At 63.2% G+C, this 14,443-nt stretch carries 14 protein-coding genes; 2 read left to right on the forward strand and 12 right to left on the reverse strand.

What is annotated here, in order from left to right:
- Positions 1-107: 107 nt before the first annotated feature.
- The gene (locus ACL0K2_RS11565; protein ID WP_052679268.1) at positions 108-1,385 is read left to right on the forward strand and encodes a tetratricopeptide repeat protein; all 1,278 of its coding nucleotides are present in this window, start codon (positions 108-110) and stop codon (positions 1,383-1,385) included.
- Positions 1,386-1,416: 31 nt separating this feature from the next.
- Here the strand turns inward: ACL0K2_RS11565 and ACL0K2_RS11570 are convergent, their stop codons facing one another.
- The 5 genes from ACL0K2_RS11570 to ACL0K2_RS11590 all read right to left on the reverse strand — a co-directional run bounded on the left by ACL0K2_RS11570 (position 1,417) and on the right by ACL0K2_RS11590 (position 6,212).
- The gene (locus ACL0K2_RS11570) at positions 1,417-2,034 is read right to left on the reverse strand and encodes a TPM domain-containing protein (protein ID WP_045160369.1); all 618 of its coding nucleotides are present in this window, start codon (positions 2,032-2,034) and stop codon (positions 1,417-1,419) included.
- 129 nt (positions 2,035-2,163) lie between these two features.
- The gene (locus ACL0K2_RS11575; RefSeq protein WP_413042695.1) at positions 2,164-2,928 is read right to left on the reverse strand and encodes a TPM domain-containing protein; all 765 of its coding nucleotides are present in this window, start codon (positions 2,926-2,928) and stop codon (positions 2,164-2,166) included.
- Complete coding sequence (locus ACL0K2_RS11580; RefSeq protein WP_045160368.1) at positions 2,925-3,533, reverse strand: LemA family protein; 609 nt, start codon at positions 3,531-3,533, stop codon at positions 2,925-2,927. Before ACL0K2_RS11580 ends, ACL0K2_RS11575 begins: the two co-directional genes overlap by 4 nt.
- Positions 3,534-3,662: 129 nt before the next feature.
- The gene (locus tag ACL0K2_RS11585) at positions 3,663-4,886 is read right to left on the reverse strand and encodes a CaiB/BaiF CoA transferase family protein (RefSeq protein WP_045160366.1); all 1,224 of its coding nucleotides are present in this window, start codon (positions 4,884-4,886) and stop codon (positions 3,663-3,665) included.
- A gap of 144 nt (positions 4,887-5,030) precedes the next feature.
- Complete coding sequence (locus ACL0K2_RS11590) at positions 5,031-6,212, reverse strand: acyl-CoA dehydrogenase (protein WP_021207203.1); 1,182 nt, start codon at positions 6,210-6,212, stop codon at positions 5,031-5,033.
- A 186-nt stretch (positions 6,213-6,398) separates the two neighbouring features.
- On the opposite strand from ACL0K2_RS11590, the gene ACL0K2_RS11595 reads away from it, so the two are divergent.
- A complete protein-coding gene (locus tag ACL0K2_RS11595; RefSeq protein WP_413042696.1) occupies positions 6,399-7,304 on the forward strand; it encodes a LysR family transcriptional regulator in 906 nt (301 codons plus the stop codon).
- Positions 7,305-7,386: 82 nt separating this feature from the next.
- On the opposite strand, the gene ACL0K2_RS11600 is transcribed toward ACL0K2_RS11595, so the two are convergent.
- From ACL0K2_RS11600 to ACL0K2_RS11630, 7 genes are all read right to left on the reverse strand, one after another.
- The gene (locus ACL0K2_RS11600; protein WP_413042697.1) at positions 7,387-7,773 is read right to left on the reverse strand and encodes a helicase; all 387 of its coding nucleotides are present in this window, start codon (positions 7,771-7,773) and stop codon (positions 7,387-7,389) included.
- A gap of 137 nt (positions 7,774-7,910) precedes the next feature.
- A complete protein-coding gene (locus ACL0K2_RS11605) occupies positions 7,911-8,183 on the reverse strand; it encodes an HU family DNA-binding protein (RefSeq protein ID WP_021207208.1) in 273 nt (90 codons plus the stop codon).
- Between the two features lie 147 nt (positions 8,184-8,330).
- Positions 8,331-9,533, reverse strand: coding sequence for an NAD(P)/FAD-dependent oxidoreductase (locus ACL0K2_RS11610; RefSeq protein WP_413042698.1), 1,203 nt, complete (start codon positions 9,531-9,533; stop codon positions 8,331-8,333).
- A gap of 1 nt (position 9,534) precedes the next feature.
- A complete protein-coding gene (locus ACL0K2_RS11615) occupies positions 9,535-9,702 on the reverse strand; it encodes a rubredoxin (RefSeq protein WP_045160361.1) in 168 nt (55 codons plus the stop codon).
- A 201-nt stretch (positions 9,703-9,903) separates the two neighbouring features.
- Positions 9,904-11,613, reverse strand: coding sequence for an L-lactate permease (locus ACL0K2_RS11620; RefSeq protein WP_045160360.1), 1,710 nt, complete (start codon positions 11,611-11,613; stop codon positions 9,904-9,906).
- 223 nt (positions 11,614-11,836) lie between these two features.
- Positions 11,837-14,017: a malate synthase G gene (locus tag ACL0K2_RS11625; protein WP_239610081.1), complete on the reverse strand. Its 2,181-nt coding sequence runs from the start codon at positions 14,015-14,017 to the stop codon at positions 11,837-11,839.
- Positions 14,018-14,035: 18 nt separating this feature from the next.
- Entirely contained in the window at positions 14,036-14,440 is a 405-nt protein-coding gene (locus tag ACL0K2_RS11630) for a heme-binding protein (RefSeq protein WP_239610079.1), read from the reverse strand.
- Positions 14,441-14,443 lie beyond the last annotated feature (3 nt).

Genomic DNA, 14,443 nt, shown 5'->3' on the forward strand with positions numbered 1-14,443 from the left:
GAAATGGCCGTTTTGTTTCCAGGATGGCTTTGGTCCGACTCGCCCGTAACCACGACTATGGCTCCGCTGGCCCCTGCCAGCGAACTGGACTCCTGGAGCATAGAACAATGAAAGACGCACATGGATACCAACTGACCGGTTGCAACAGTGAGGCGCAGGTCCTGCTCGACCTCGGTCTCACGCAGTTGCGCTGCCTTCGCACCGATCCGCTGGCCACCGCCGAAGCCGCGCTCGAAGCGTCCCCCGAACTGGTGATGGGATACATCCTGCGTGCCTGGCTATATATGTTGGGTACCGAAGCCGCCGCATTACCGGTGGCGCAAGCCTCGCTGGAGCGCGCCCTGGCGTTGCCGCATAACGACCGCGAGGCCCGTCATCTTCAGGCGCTGGGGCAGCTCATCGGCGGGCGCTGGCACGCGGCCGGCCGCACGCTGGAAGACCTCAGCATTGAGTATCCGCATGACCTGCTGGCCTTGCAGGCCGGGCACCAATTGGATTTCTTCACCGGTGACGCGCGCATGCTGCGCGATCGTGTCGCACGGGTGCTGCCGGACTGGTCCATGGACGTGCCCGGCTACCACGCGCTGCTCGGCATGTATGCCTTCGGCCTAGAAGAGACCGGCGACTATCGCCACGCGGAACGCTTCGGCCGTGAGGCGATTTCGCTGCAAGCCGACGATGCCTGGGCTCAGCATGCCGTCGCGCATGTGTTGGAAATGCAGGACCGGCGTGAAGAAGGCATTGCGTGGATGCATGGCAATTCGGCCTGGCAACAGGACAGCATGCTCGCCGTGCACAACTGGTGGCACCTGGCGCTGCATTATCTGGAGCAGGGCGAATCCGACCGGGTACTGGCCCTGTTCGACGGCCCCATCGCAGGCAGTGAGGGTACGCTGGCGTTGGAGCTGATCGATGCCAGCGCGCTACTGTGGCGCTTGCACCTGCTGGACATTGACGTCGGTAATCGCTGGAGCGCTGTGGCCGAGCGCTGGTCCGCGATGGCCTCGGACGGCAATTACGCCTTCAACGATTTTCATGCCGCGATGGCATTCGCCTGTAGCGGCCGCGATGACCTGCTTGAGCGGCTGCGCGAGGCACAGCGGCGCGCCTGCAGTCGGGAGGACGACAACGCCCGCTTCACCCGCCTGGTCGGCGAGCCAGGAGTGGACGCCGTCGTGGCGTTCGTGGCCGGGCAATATGGGCAGTGTGTGGAGCGGCTGCGGCCCGTTCGCAGTCAGGCTCATCTGTTCGGTGGCAGCCACGCCCAGCGTGACCTGCTGGACCAGACGCTGATCCACGCCGCGCGCCGCAGCGGGCAGAACAGCCTGGCGCGTGCCCTCATCCGTGAGCGCGAGCTGCTCGCCCAGCAGCGTCGCATGCAGTAAGCCAAGGGGGCGGCGGCCATGCCGCCCTCCGTTACGGCAGCACCACCAGATGGTTCGGCAGTTCGTTGCGCTCGTGGGTCGCCGGCACGTGTTGCTTGAGCAGTGAACCGCAGGTCTCGATGCAACGAAGGAAGCCTTCGAGCACCTGGCCGTTGCGCACGTCTTCGGAGAAGGCGTCGACGATCGACTGCCACGTGCTGTCATCGATACGGCTGGAAATGCCTTGGTCCACGAGAATTTCCACGTAGCGCTCGGCTTCCGAGACGAAGATCAGCATCCCGGTACCCGCTGCGGTGTGGTGCAGGTTCAGTTCGATGAACTGCCGCCGCGCCAGGTTGCAGGCGCGCCAGTGCCGCACCGAACGCGGAATCAGCCGGCTGGTCAGGCTCGGAATGCGGAACACCACCGCCAGTACGATGAAGGTCAGCCATTGCACCAGCAGCAGTTGCCAGGCCGTCAGCCATCCGCTGAAGAACAGCAGCGCACCCGGTAGCAGCAGCGCCAGCAGGCTAGCCCAGAGCAGCGGGATATAGCGATAGTCGTCGGCCTGGGCCGCCAGCACCGTCACCAGTTCGGCATCGGTGTCGCGTTCGATGCGATCGATCGCCTCGGCAACCTGTTGCAGTTCGCTTTCGGTCAGTAGGGTCATTGCCTGTTAATCATCGATGAAGGTTCTCGTTGTGCAGCGCTTATCGGTTCGAGGACCCGGTGGCTGGATGCCAGCCCGCCACGCGATCCTGTCCGTGATTCGTTGGGGTTCGCCGCGCGGCCCGTCGGCTCACCAGCCACCGGAAGCACCCCCGCCGCCGAAGCCGCCACCGCCGCCGCCGAAACCACCGCCTCCGAAACCGCCACCGCCACCGCCACCGCCACGGCCCATACCGCCCAGCAACGCGCCGAGCAGCAGCGCGCGACCTGCGCCACGACCACCGCCGCGTCCGCCACGCCCCCCGCCGATCACGAAGATCGCCACCAGCATCAGGAAGAAGCCAAGAATGCCGAGCCCGCCGGGCTCCTGCTGACCCATGGGCATCGCCGGCTGCATGCCGGCCGTTTGCAGTGGATCGCCACCCAGCACGCGAATGATCGCCGCGGTGCCATCGGTGATGCCGCGAGCGAAGTCGCCCTGCTGGAAAGCGGGGGTAATGATGCTGCTGATGATCACCGAGGACTGCGCGTCGGTCAGGCGCCCCTCGAGCCCATAACCCACCTCGATACGAATTTTCCGATCATCCCGGGCGACGATCAGCAGCGCGCCGCTGTCCTCGTCCTTCTGACCGATCCCCCATTCGCGTCCCAGCTGCAGGCCAACCTCCTCGATACTGCGATCTTGCAAATCGGGCAGCGTCACCACCACCACCTGCTCACCGGTGGCCTGCTCGTGGGCGGCAAGCATACTGGTCAGTCTCGCCTTGGTCTGGGTATCGAGCAATTCAGCCTGATCCACCACCCGGCCGGTCAACGCGGGCACTTCGAACGTCTGGGCCAGCAGACTGCCGGCCCAGAACAAAAGTGCTAGAAACAGGGGTAGCGTTCGTGTCATTGAAACTGCACTTTTGGCGCCTGATCGGCGTTCTCGGCCGTCGCCTCGAAGTTCTCGCGGATCGGCATGTCGCTGTACATCAAGGTGTGCCAGATACGCCCAGGGAAGGTGCGAATCTCGGTGTTATATCGCTCGACAGCGGTGATGAAATCCCGACGCGCCACGGAGATACGGTTCTCGGTGCCTTCGAGCTGCGATTGCAGGGCGAGGAAGTTCTGGTTGGATTTGAGGTCCGGGTAACGCTCGGAAACCGCCATCAACCGGCTCAGTGCGCCGGTCAGCTGATTCTGTGCCTGCTGGAATTGCTGCATTTTTTCAGGATTGTCGAGATCCTCGGCACTGATCTGAATGGAGGTTGCCTTGGAGCGCGCCTCCGTAACGGCCGTCAGGGTTTCTTGCTCCTGACGGGCAAAGCCTTTCACCGTCTCGACGAGATTGGGAATGAGATCGGCGCGGCGCTGGTACTGGTTTTCCACCTGCGACCAGGCCGCTTTTACCTGCTCGTCGTATTGAGGAATGTTGTTGATGCCGCAACCGGCCAGCAGCCAGGACATGAACAGGACAACCGTGAGTTGCCAGGTAGTACGTAAACGCTGCGTCTGCATGATTCGCTCGTCCATCCAAAAAGCCAGGGTACAGCAATAAGGATGGCCTAACGGCGAGAGAGTTCAGCCACAACCGGTCCAGCTAAGGATCCCAGCCTGCAGGGCTACAGGCTGCCCGGCTTCCGCTCGTCAGATCACACCGGACTGTCGCAAGGAAAGAATCTTGTCGAAACTCAGGCCAAGCAGCCCTTGCAGGATGGCTTCGCTGTGTTCGCCCAGTACCGGCGGCGCCTTGCGATAGGCCACCGGGGTCTCCGAAAGGCGGATCGGGCTGGCCACCTGCGGCACGCTGCCCGCCAGTGGATGCGGCATGTCCAGGCGCAATCCGCGCGCCTGCACGTGAGGGTCGGCAAATACTTGGGCCAGGTCGTTGATCGGGCCGCAGGGCACACCGGCCTGTTCCAGCAGCGTGACCCATTCGGCCGTGGTGCGGAACACCGTGACCTGGCGGATCAGCGGCACCAGCTCCTTGCGATGGGCCACGCGCGCCTTGTTGCTGGCGAAACGGTCATCGGTCGCCCACTCCGGATGCCCGGCGACTTCGGCGAACTTGCGGAACTGTCCGTCGTTGCCGATGGTGAGAATGATATCGCCGTCGGCGGTGGGGAAATCCTGATAGGGCACGATGTTCGGGTGCGCGTTGCCCATGCGCTTGGGCGCCACGCCGGTGGTGAGGTAGTTCATCGCCTGGTTGGCCAGGCAGGCGACCTGCACGTCCAGCAGCGCCAGCTCGACATGCTGGCCCACACCCGTCTGCTCGCGACTGTTGAGTGCCGCCAGCACGCCGACGGTCGCATAGAGCCCAGTCAGGATATCGGTCAGCGCCACGCCGACCTTGACTGGCCCGGCACCCTCCTCGTCCACGGCACGCCCGGTCAGGCTCATCAGGCCGCCGAGGCCCTGGATCATGAAGTCGTAACCGGCACGATTGGCATAAGGGCCATCACTGCCGAAGCCGGTAATCGAGCAGTAGATCAGCTTCGGATTGATTGCCTTGAGGCTTTCATAATCCAACCCGTAAGCCGCCAGGCCCCCTACCTTGAAGTTCTCCAGCAGCACATCGCAGCTGGCGACCAGATCGCGAATGATCCGCTGGCCTTCGGGTTGGGTGAAGTCCAGCGTCAGCGACTGCTTGTTACGGTTGGCCGACAGGTAATAGGCCGCCTCTGAGGTGTTCTCGCCCTGCTGGTCTTTCAGGTACGGAGGTCCCCAGTGACGGGTGTCGTCGCCCGTACGCGGGCGCTCGACCTTGATCACCTCGGCGCCAAGATCACCCAGGATCTGCCCAGCCCAAGGGCCGGCGAGCACGCGCGACAGGTCGAGGACGCGGATATGGGAAAGGGCGCCGGGCATAGAGATCTCTCGAATACGGATGAGGTGGATGCGATCGCTTGCAGACCGTAGGGTGGATCAGGGCGCGTAGATGGCGCTTTATCCATCCACCGCGCGGGGGTTAATAAGGTGGATGAAATAAGCATCAACCACCCCACGGCAGGCTTAGAAGAACGCCTGGATACCTGTCTGCGCGCGGCCGAGAATCAGCGCGTGCACGTCGTGGGTCCCTTCGTAGGTGTTGACCACCTCGAGATTGACCAGATGCCGCGCCACACCGAACTCGTCGCTGATACCGTTACCGCCCAGCATGTCGCGGGCCAGGCGCGCCACGTCCAGCGCCTTGCCGCAGCTGTTGCGCTTCATGATCGAGGTGATCTCCACCGCCGCGGTGCCTTCATCCTTCATCCGGCCGAGGCGCAGGCAGCCTTGCAGGGCCAGGGTAATCTCGGTCTGCATGTCGGCCAGCTTCTTCTGGATCAGCTGATTGGCAGCCAGCGGGCGGCCAAACTGCTGACGGTCCAATGTGTACTGACGTGCCGTATGCCAGCAGAATTCGGCGGCGCCCAGCGCGCCCCAGCTGATGCCGTAACGGGCTGAATCCAGGCAGGTGAACGGACCACGCAAGCCGCGCACATCAGGGAAAGCGTTCTCTTCCGGGCAGAACACATTGTCCATTACGATCTCACCGGTGATCGACGCACGCAGACCGACCTTGCCGTGGATCGCCGGGGCAGACAGTCCTTCCCAACCCTTCTCCAGTACAAAGCCGCGAATCGCGCCCTCGTCATCCTTGGCCCAGACCACGAAGACATCGGCGATCGGGCTGTTGGTGATCCACATCTTGGCGCCGGACAGGCGATAGCCGCCGTCGACCTTCTTCGCGCGGGTGACCATCGAGCCCGGGTCGGAACCGTGGTTCGGCTCGGTCAGGCCGAAGCAGCCGATGTATTCGCCGCTGGCCAGTTTGGGAAGGTACTTCTGCTTGGTTGCCTCATTGCCGAACTCATTGATTGGCACCATCACCAGCGAGGATTGCACGCTCATCATCGAGCGATAGCCGGAGTCGATGCGCTCCACCTCACGCGCGATCAGGCCGTAACAGACGTAGTTCAGGCCGCTGCCGCCATAGGCTTCGGGAATGGTCGCGCCAAGCAGGCCGGTGTCGCCCATCTCACGGAAGATTGCCGCATCGGTGCGCTCATGGCGGAAAGCTTCAAGTACCCGCGGCGCCAGCTTGTCGGCGGCGAACTGCTGGGCACTGTCACGCACCATGCGCTCTTCATCGGTGAGCTGCTGATCGAGCAGCAGCGGGTCGATCCAGTTGAAGCTTGCTTTGCCGGCCATGGGTGGTCCTCTTGTCGTAGACGGTGAACCGGGCGCAGTGCCCGATGCAGCATTCGGAATGAGCTGATCCTAGAAGCTACAGCGCCTGGCGGCAAACGAGTAATTCGCAATGACCTGTGCGATTTAGTCACTCCAAAGGTATGCTGAACGGCCTTAATGCCCATCTATTAGTGAGGTAGCCGCATAATGCGCCGTAAGATTCCCAGCACCGCCGCGCTGGTCGCCTTCGAAGCCGCAGCGCGCCATCAGAGCTTCACCCGTGCCGCCGAAGAGCTGGCGCTGACCCAGAGCGCGATCTGCCGACAGATCGGTGGGCTGGAAGAATTTCTCGGGCTGGAGCTGTTCCGCCGCTCGCGCCGTGGCGTGAAACTGACCGAGGCCGGCCAGTCCTATGCACGGCGGGTCGCCACGCAACTGGACGCGGTAGAGCGCGACACCCTGTCTGTGATGGGACAACAGGGCGCTCAAACCATCGAACTGGCGCTGGTACCGACGTTCGGCACCCAGTGGCTGCTGCCGCGATTGCAGCAGTTCCAGACGCTGCATCCGGAAATCACCGTCAACCTGACCAACCGCACCCGCCCCTTCTTGTTCGCCGACACGGAATTCGACGCGGCGATCTACTTCGGCGACGGCGACTGGTCCGGGACCGTCGCCCATCCGCTGATGCCGGAGCATTCGCTGCCCGTCTGCAGTCCGGTGTTACTGGGCGAAACCGGCCAGCTGAGTGCCCAGGCTCTTGCTGAAATGCCCTTGCTGCAGCAGACGACTCGCCCCTACGCCTGGCGGCAGTGGTTCGATTCGCTGGGGATGAAGATCGCGCGCGACATGACCGGCCCGCGCCTGGAACTGTTTTCGATGTTGGCCCAAGCTGCCGAACACCGCATGGGCGTGGCGCTGATCCCAGCGTTTTTGATCCAGCGCGAACTGGCTGAGGGACGCCTGGTGATCGCGCATCCGCACGCTTATCGCCGCGAGGATCAGGCTTATCACCTGATGATTCCCGAACGGCGGGTGGAGTCGGCGGCCATGAATGCCTTTCGCGACTGGCTGCTGGACGAAGCGCAAGCCTGGATGGCGCAGCAGCAATAGTCGCCACCGACCGACAGAGGCGCTTCACCGATCACTTGAGCTGATGGTCTTCGCCGCCTCGCCGGGCAGGCAAAGCCGGATATCACGCCGCTTCCGGCTTCTTCTTCCGCGGCTTGAGGTACTTGGTCAGGCCCTGGAACCACATCACCAGCGCGGGGTTGCCCTGAATCTGGATGTCCTTGTTCTGAATGCCCTGCATAAAGGCCAGCTGCTTGTTCTTCGCGTTCATGGTGGCGAAGCCGTAAGCGCTGTCCTTGAAGCCGATAGCGAAGGCCGGTTCGGTGGCAGGGCCGCCACGGCTGGTGACGCGCTGATTCTTGACCACATAGTGGCGAGCGACTTTTCCATCCAAGGTGTGCAGCTGGAAGGTCAGATCCTTGTCACCGAGTTGCTTCTGGAAATCGGGGTTGTTGCGACTGGCCTTGGCCATCAGGCGACCAAGCATCCAGAGAAGAAAGCGAAATTTCATGAAGTTAGCCGACCGTTGACGAAAAAGCGGCATTGTAACGGCTGGTCTGAATGGCGGAAGCAGCAGAACAGACGGGTCTGGAGGGGACTATGCAGTCAAGCTGACCCGGAGCCTGGGCGGCCCCGGGCTACGCGAACTCAGTTGATCGCGTCTTTCAGCATCTTTCCCGGCTTGAAAGCCACGGTGTTGCTGGCCTTGATGGTTACGGGCTCTCCGGTCTGCGGGTTCTTGCCCGTACGAGCACCTCGGTGACGCTGAATGAAGGTGCCGAAACCGACCAAAGTCACGCTGTCCTTGCGGTTGAGCGCGTTGGTGATTTCATCCAGTACGGCGTTGAGTACACGGTTGGCCTGATCCTTGGTGAGATCGGCCTTATCGGCGATGGCGGCTGCGAGTTCCGGTTTGCGCATGGGTAGCCTCTAAGACTTTATTGTTTTTGTTCGCTGTTCTCCGAACAGCGTTCCGACGCGCTACAACAGCTCTACACTGCGGCAGCGCCACAGGGAGCATGGCACGCTGCTAGCACTCGCGCCAGCCCCCGCCAGCGCTTTACCGAATCATTCTGGAGACTTTAGCGACAGAACTTGAGGCAGTTCCGCCAACACCGGCGGCAGCTGTTTATTCAGCGCCAGCCGCTCTCGCACGGCCGTTCCGGTTAGCGCATAGCCCAACAGCCGGCCGTCGGCGGCGCGGCACAATGCTTTCAGATCGTTGCCCTCACCTTCCACGCTCCAGCGGCCCTCGCTGCCCGCGGCGGGTGGCGATACCACCAGCGGACAAACCGGGGTTTTCACCGTGATCGGCATGGGCCCGTAGGTGACCGGCGTAGGCTGGCCGGCCAGGGTTTTGGCCAGCGCACGCACACCGCTCATCAATGGCATCACGTAGAGCAGATTGAGCCCTTCGACCTCGGCGCAGTCGCCCAGCGCATAGACGTGCTCGACCGACGTCTGCAACAGGCGATCGACCTCGATCCCACGATTGACCTGCAAGCCGGCTGCCTCGGCCAGCTCGGTGCGAGGACGCAGGCCTACGGCACTGACCACCAGATCGCATTCGATTCGCTGGCCGTCCGACAGCTGCGCCTGCAGGACCTCGCCCTGTCGTTCGAGACGTTTCAGCACCGGCCCCAGATGAAAGCGCGCGCCCAGCGATTCCAACCCACGCTGCACCGCTGCCGCCGGCTCGACTGGTAGCAGCGAAGGCATGATCTGCTCGCAAGGCGCCACCAGTTCGACCTCATAGCCGCCTTGCAACAAGTCGTTGGCGAATTCGCAGCCAATCAGCCCGACGCCGAGGATCAGCACGCGCCGCTTGCCATGCGCCGCCTCGCGGAAACGGCCGTAGTCGAGCAGATCGTTAATCGGGAAGATTGCATCTTGCGCATCGCCGGCAACCGGCACGTTCACTGTCTGCGCACCCCAGGCGATGACCAGATCGCGGTAAGGCACCGGCTCGTTGTCGATCCAGACCCGCCGGTTCGCCGGATCGAGACGCGTGACCCGGGTATGGGTGCGGATTTCGGCATTGAGCTGAATCGCCATCGGGCCGGCGACCGTCATGCCGAGAGCATCGGCATCCTTGTTCATGGCGAAGCCGGTAGAGAGCATCGGCTTGGAGTAGGAGCGGCCGTCATCAGCGGTAATCAGCAACAGCGGCGTCTCGCTGTCGAGTTTGCGGAATTCCCGGGCCAGGTTGTAGCCCGCCAGGCCGGTGCCGATGATTACCAGCGGCGCGCCTTTATGGTTCGAGTCGTTCATATCAGCCAATCGCGATCATTTCGAAATCCATCTTGCCGACGCCGCAGTCGGGGCAGAGCCAGTCTTCCGGCACATCTTCCCAGGGGGTTCCCGGGGCAATGCCATCGTCCGGCCAGCCCTCGGCTTCGTCATAGATGAATCCGCACACCACGCATTGCCATTTTTTCATTGTTCACCTCGATCAGTCTCGGTTGCGCTGCACGCTATACCAGAACGCGACGGACCGCCAAACGCCTGCACCCAACGATAGACCTGCAGAAGATCCAGGACAAAACAGAACGGGCGGCCTGAGCCGCCCGTTCGGGTTCACCTGCGCCGATCAAAGCCTTGCAAAAACGCGGCCTGACCAAGCGCAGTCGCCACCGCCTGCTTAGCGGGCGGTCGCAACCCCCACCAGCGGATCGCTGATACCCATTACGTAGAAGCCGATCAGGCCAATGCTACCGGCCAGCACGAGGTAATACAGCGTCGGCAGCATGGTCTTGCGCAGCGTGATGCCTTCGCGCCCGAGCAGACCGACTGTGGCCGAAGCCGCCACCACGTTGTGAATGGCGATCATGTTGCCCGCCGCGGCACCCACCGACTGCAGTGCCACCATCAGCGCACCGGAAATGCCCAGCAGGCTGGCGGTGTTGTACTGGAACTGCGAGAGCATCAGATTGGAGACCGTGTTGGAACCGGCAATAAACGCCCCCAATGCACCGACCGCAGGCGAGAAGAACGGATACACGCTGCCCACGCTGTTGGCCACCAGCTGTGCCATGGCCACGGGCATCGAGACCAGGTCCGAGCCGTTGACGCCCGAGTTGATCAGGATGCGCACCATCGGGATGGTGAAGATCAGCACGAAACCTGCGCCCAGCAGCGTCTTGCTCGACTCGGAAATCGCGGCACCCAGCTCGGCGGCCTTCATCCGATGCAGGAAGAAGGTCACCAGTACCACCATGCAGAGAATTCCGCCCGGCAGATACAGCGGCTCCAGGGTGCCGGACACGCCGGTTTCACCGAGGATGTCCTTCCAACCGAAGCTGACCGACATCAGCGCAGCTTTCAGTTGCGGGAACACCCGCGACATCACCAGGAAGATCGCCAGCAGCAGATAGGGCGCCCAGGCCATCGGGACCGAAATCGGCGTGCGTCCTGCGACATCGTCGATCTTCATCTCGATCTTGCCCATCCACTCCACCGGCCATTCGCTGGCCGGGGCGAAGTCCCAACTGGACTTAGGCAGCAGGAAGCCAGCCTTGGCGGCCGGCACCACGATGGCCAAGCCCACCAGCGCGCCGATCATCGAAGGGAATTCCGGACCGAGGAACACGCCAGCCGCAGCGTAGGGGATGACGAACGCCAGCCCGGTGAAGATGGCGAACGGCGCCATCGCCAGGCCTTCGCTCCAGGAGCGGTTGCGGCCGAAGAAGCGGGTCATGATGCAGATCATGATCAGCGGCATGAGAATGCCGCACAGCGCATGGATGATGGCTACACGGGAGAAGATCAGATGGAAGAACACCTCCCAGCTACTGCCCACCGTCGCCAGCTGACCGCCGAGGGTAGCCTGGTCGAGACCACCGGCGACACCCACCAGGATCGGCGTACCCACCGCACCGAATGAGACCGGTGTGGATTGCACCATCATGCCGAGCACCACCGCCGTCAGCGCCGGGAAGCCCAATGCGACCAGCAGCGGAGCCGCCACCGCAGCCGGCGTACCGAAGCCCGAAGCGCCTTCGATGAAGCAGCCGAACAACCAGGCCACGATCAGCACCTGGACGCGCTTGTCCGGGCTCACGTTGGCGAAGCCGCGGCGAATCGAGGCGATGCCCCCGGAATGTTTGAGCGTGTTCAGGAGGAGGATGGCGCCAAAGATGATCCAGAGGATCGCGGCGGTCAGGATGAGGCCTTGCAGCGTGGAAGCCAGGACCCGGTTGAAGGTCATGTCCCAGGCCAGTAGGCCGATCAACGCAGTGAGGACGAAAACCAGCGGCATTGCGTACTTGGCCGGCCAGCGAAAGCCGATCAGCAGTACCCCCGCCAGCACCAGCGGCACGAAGGCCAGTATGGACAGCAGTGTCTGACTCATTGTTGGGTTCCTTGTTTTTTGTTGTGAACCACTTCTTTCCGGGAAAACCCGGTCCCACGCATGACTGGAATGATCCGCTCACTCCAGTCCGAGGAACTGACTAACGGGTCACGTTAGCTGCCCCCACTTGCTCGAAAGCCCCGAGCGCTAGAGGCGCCCGGGGCTCGTCAAATCGCGCCGGCGGTCAGCTCACGCTGACTGCCGGCTGTCCTGCTGATACCGCTCAACCGACCTGCTGCTTGAAGCGCTGACGCCAGGCGTGCAGCAACGGCTCTGTGTAGCCGCTCGGCTGCTCGCGCCCCTTGAACACCAGGTCGCAAGCCGCCTGGAAGGCCGCCGAGCCCGCATAGTCCGCAGCCATCGGGCGGTAAGCCGGATCGCCTGCATTCTGCTGGTCGACCACCTTGGCCATGCGTTCCAACGTCTCGCGAACCTGCGCCTCGTCGACCACACCGTGGCGCAGCCAGTTGGCCAGGTGCTGGCTGGAGATACGCAGCGTGGCGCGGTCCTCCATCAGGCCGACGTTGTGGATGTCCGGCACTTTAGAGCAACCGACGCCCTGTTCGACCCAACGGACCACGTAGCCGAGGATGCCCTGGCAATTGTTGTCCAGCTCCTGCTGGATCTCATCGGCCGACCAGTTGCGCTCCGGCGCGACCGGGATGGTCAGCAGATCGTTGGTCAGCTTGTCGCGCTCGCCCGCCAGGTCGATCTTCTCCAGCTCGGCCTGAACGGCCTGTACGTCGACCTGGTGGTAGTGCAGCGCGTGCAGCGTGGCGCCGGTCGGCGACGGTACCCAGGCGGTGTTGGCACCAGCCTTGGGATGGGCGATTTTCTGCTCCAGCATGGCGGCCATCAGGTCCGGCATGGCCCACATGCCCTTGCCGATCTGGGCCTTGCCACGCAGGCCGCAGTTCAGGCCAACCAGCACATTGTTGCGCTCGTAAGCCTGGATCCAGGCGGTGCTCTTCATGTCGCCCTTACGCAGCACGGCGCCGGCTTCCATGATGGTGTGCATCTCGTCGCCGGTACGGTCGAGGAAGCCGGTGTTGATGAAGGCCACGCGGTTCTTCGCGGCGCCAATGCAGGCCTTGAGGTTGACGCTGGTCCGGCGCTCCTCGTCCATGATGCCGACCTTCAGGGTGTGGCGCGGCAGGCCGATGAGATCCTCGACGCGGCCGAACAGTTCGTCGGTGAAGGCCACCTCAGCCGGGCCATGCATCTTCGGCTTGACGATGTACATCGAGCCGGTGCGCGAGTTGCCCTTGCGCTGCTGGTCATGCAAGGCGATGAGGCTGGTGACCACCCCGTCCATGATGCCTTCGGGAATCTCGTGACCTTCGCCATCGACGATCGCCGGGTTGGTCATCAGATGACCGACGTTGCGGATAAATAGCAGCGAACGGCCATGCAGTTTCAGGTTGGAGCCGTCGGCAGCGGTGTACTCACGGTCGTCGTTCAGGCGACGAGTGATGCGCTTACCGCCCTTCTCCAGGTCTTCGACCAGATCGCCCTTCATCAGACCCAGCCAGTTGCGGTAGACCAGCACCTTGTCGTCGGCGTCGACTGCGGCAGTGGAGTCTTCGCAATCCATGATGGTGGTGACGGCCGCTTCGAGCAGCAGATCCTTCACCCCGGCGGCATCGGTCTGGCCGATGGGGCTGTTCGGATCGATCTGGATTTCGACGTGCAGGCCGTTGTTCTTCAGCAGCACCGCAGTCGGTTCCACGGCCTCGCCCTGATAGCCGACAAATTTTTCAGGTTGCTTAAGGCCGGTGACGCTGCCGTTTTCCAGGGTGACCTTGAGCTGGCCGTCCTGCACGCGGTAGCTGACCGAATCGGCGTGGCTGCCCTCGGCCAGCGGGGCGGCCTGGTCGAGGAAGTTGCGCGCGAAGGCGATGACCTTGGCGCCGCGTACTTCGTTATAGCCCGGACCCTTCTGCGCACCGTTCTCTTCGCTGATGGCATCGGTGCCGTAGAGCGCGTCATACAGTGAGCCCCAGCGGGCGTTGGCGGCATTCAGCGCATAGCGGGCGTTGCCGATCGGCACCACCAGCTGCGGGCCGGCCTGGGTGGCGATTTCGCTGTCGACGTTGCTGGTACTGATCTTCACTTCGCCCGGTTCGGGCTGCAGGTAGCCGATGGACTCGAGGAAGCTGCGGTAGGCCGGCATGTCGCTGATCGGGCCGGGGTTGCTGCGGTGCCAGTTATCCAGTTCCACCTGCAGACGGTCGCGCTCGGCGAGCAGGGCGCGGTTCTTCGGCGCCAGGTCATGCACCAGCTCGTCGAAACCTTTCCAGAAAGCGGCGGCCTCGACACCAGTGCCGGGCAGGACCTCGTCCTCAATAAAGCGTTGCAGGTTGGCCGCCACTTGCAGACGGCCCAGAGTTACACGCTCGGTCATGTTGTTCTCCTATCCGAATCAGTTGGCGACAGCGGCGACGCCAGCCTTGGCGACCTGGGCATCCTGGGTAGCGGTTACGCCGGAAACGCCGACCGAACCGATCACCTGTCCATCGACGATCACCGGCACGCCGCCTTCCAGCGAGCAGACCACCGGGGCGGACAGGAACGCATTGCGGCCGCCGTTGACCATGTCCTCGTAGCCCTTGGTTTCGCGACGGCCCACCGCGGCGCTACGCGCTTTTTCGGTGGCGATGTAGGAGGCGATCGGCGCACAGCCGTCCAGACGCTCCAGCGCCAGCGGATGGCCGCCGTCATCAGCGACCACGATGGTCACGGCCCAGCCGTTGTTCTGCGCTTCGCTGCGCGCGGCGGCCAGGATGGCGGTCACTTCGGTCTGGGTCAGCATGGCTTTGGTTTTCATGTT

This window comes from Pseudomonas sp. YJ42 (assembly GCF_047225135.1).
GTDB classification, from domain to species: domain Bacteria; phylum Pseudomonadota; class Gammaproteobacteria; order Pseudomonadales; family Pseudomonadaceae; genus Stutzerimonas; species Stutzerimonas stutzeri_E.

Bases quoted from the DNA above. Each gene is read 5' to 3' on its own strand.
- ACL0K2_RS11565 (WP_052679268.1), top strand. From the start codon at position 108: ATGAAAGACGCACATGGATACCAACTGACCGGTTGCAACAGTGAGGCG.
- ACL0K2_RS11570 (WP_045160369.1), bottom strand. From the start codon at position 2,034: ATGACCCTACTGACCGAAAGCGAACTGCAACAGGTTGCCGAGGCGATC.
- ACL0K2_RS11575 (WP_413042695.1), bottom strand. From the start codon at position 2,928: ATGACACGAACGCTACCCCTGTTTCTAGCACTTTTGTTCTGGGCCGGC.
- ACL0K2_RS11580 (WP_045160368.1), bottom strand. From the start codon at position 3,533: ATGCAGACGCAGCGTTTACGTACTACCTGGCAACTCACGGTTGTCCTG.
- ACL0K2_RS11585 (WP_045160366.1), bottom strand. From the start codon at position 4,886: ATGCCCGGCGCCCTTTCCCATATCCGCGTCCTCGACCTGTCGCGCGTG.
- ACL0K2_RS11590 (WP_021207203.1), bottom strand. From the start codon at position 6,212: ATGGCCGGCAAAGCAAGCTTCAACTGGATCGACCCGCTGCTGCTCGAT.
- ACL0K2_RS11595 (WP_413042696.1), top strand. From the start codon at position 6,399: ATGCGCCGTAAGATTCCCAGCACCGCCGCGCTGGTCGCCTTCGAAGCC.
- ACL0K2_RS11600 (WP_413042697.1), bottom strand. From the start codon at position 7,773: ATGAAATTTCGCTTTCTTCTCTGGATGCTTGGTCGCCTGATGGCCAAG.
- ACL0K2_RS11605 (WP_021207208.1), bottom strand. From the start codon at position 8,183: ATGCGCAAACCGGAACTCGCAGCCGCCATCGCCGATAAGGCCGATCTC.
- ACL0K2_RS11610 (WP_413042698.1), bottom strand. From the start codon at position 9,533: ATGAACGACTCGAACCATAAAGGCGCGCCGCTGGTAATCATCGGCACC.
- ACL0K2_RS11615 (WP_045160361.1), bottom strand. From the start codon at position 9,702: ATGAAAAAATGGCAATGCGTGGTGTGCGGATTCATCTATGACGAAGCC.
- ACL0K2_RS11620 (WP_045160360.1), bottom strand. From the start codon at position 11,613: ATGAGTCAGACACTGCTGTCCATACTGGCCTTCGTGCCGCTGGTGCTG.
- ACL0K2_RS11625 (WP_239610081.1), bottom strand. From the start codon at position 14,017: ATGACCGAGCGTGTAACTCTGGGCCGTCTGCAAGTGGCGGCCAACCTG.
- ACL0K2_RS11630 (WP_239610079.1), bottom strand. From the start codon at position 14,440: ATGAAAACCAAAGCCATGCTGACCCAGACCGAAGTGACCGCCATCCTG.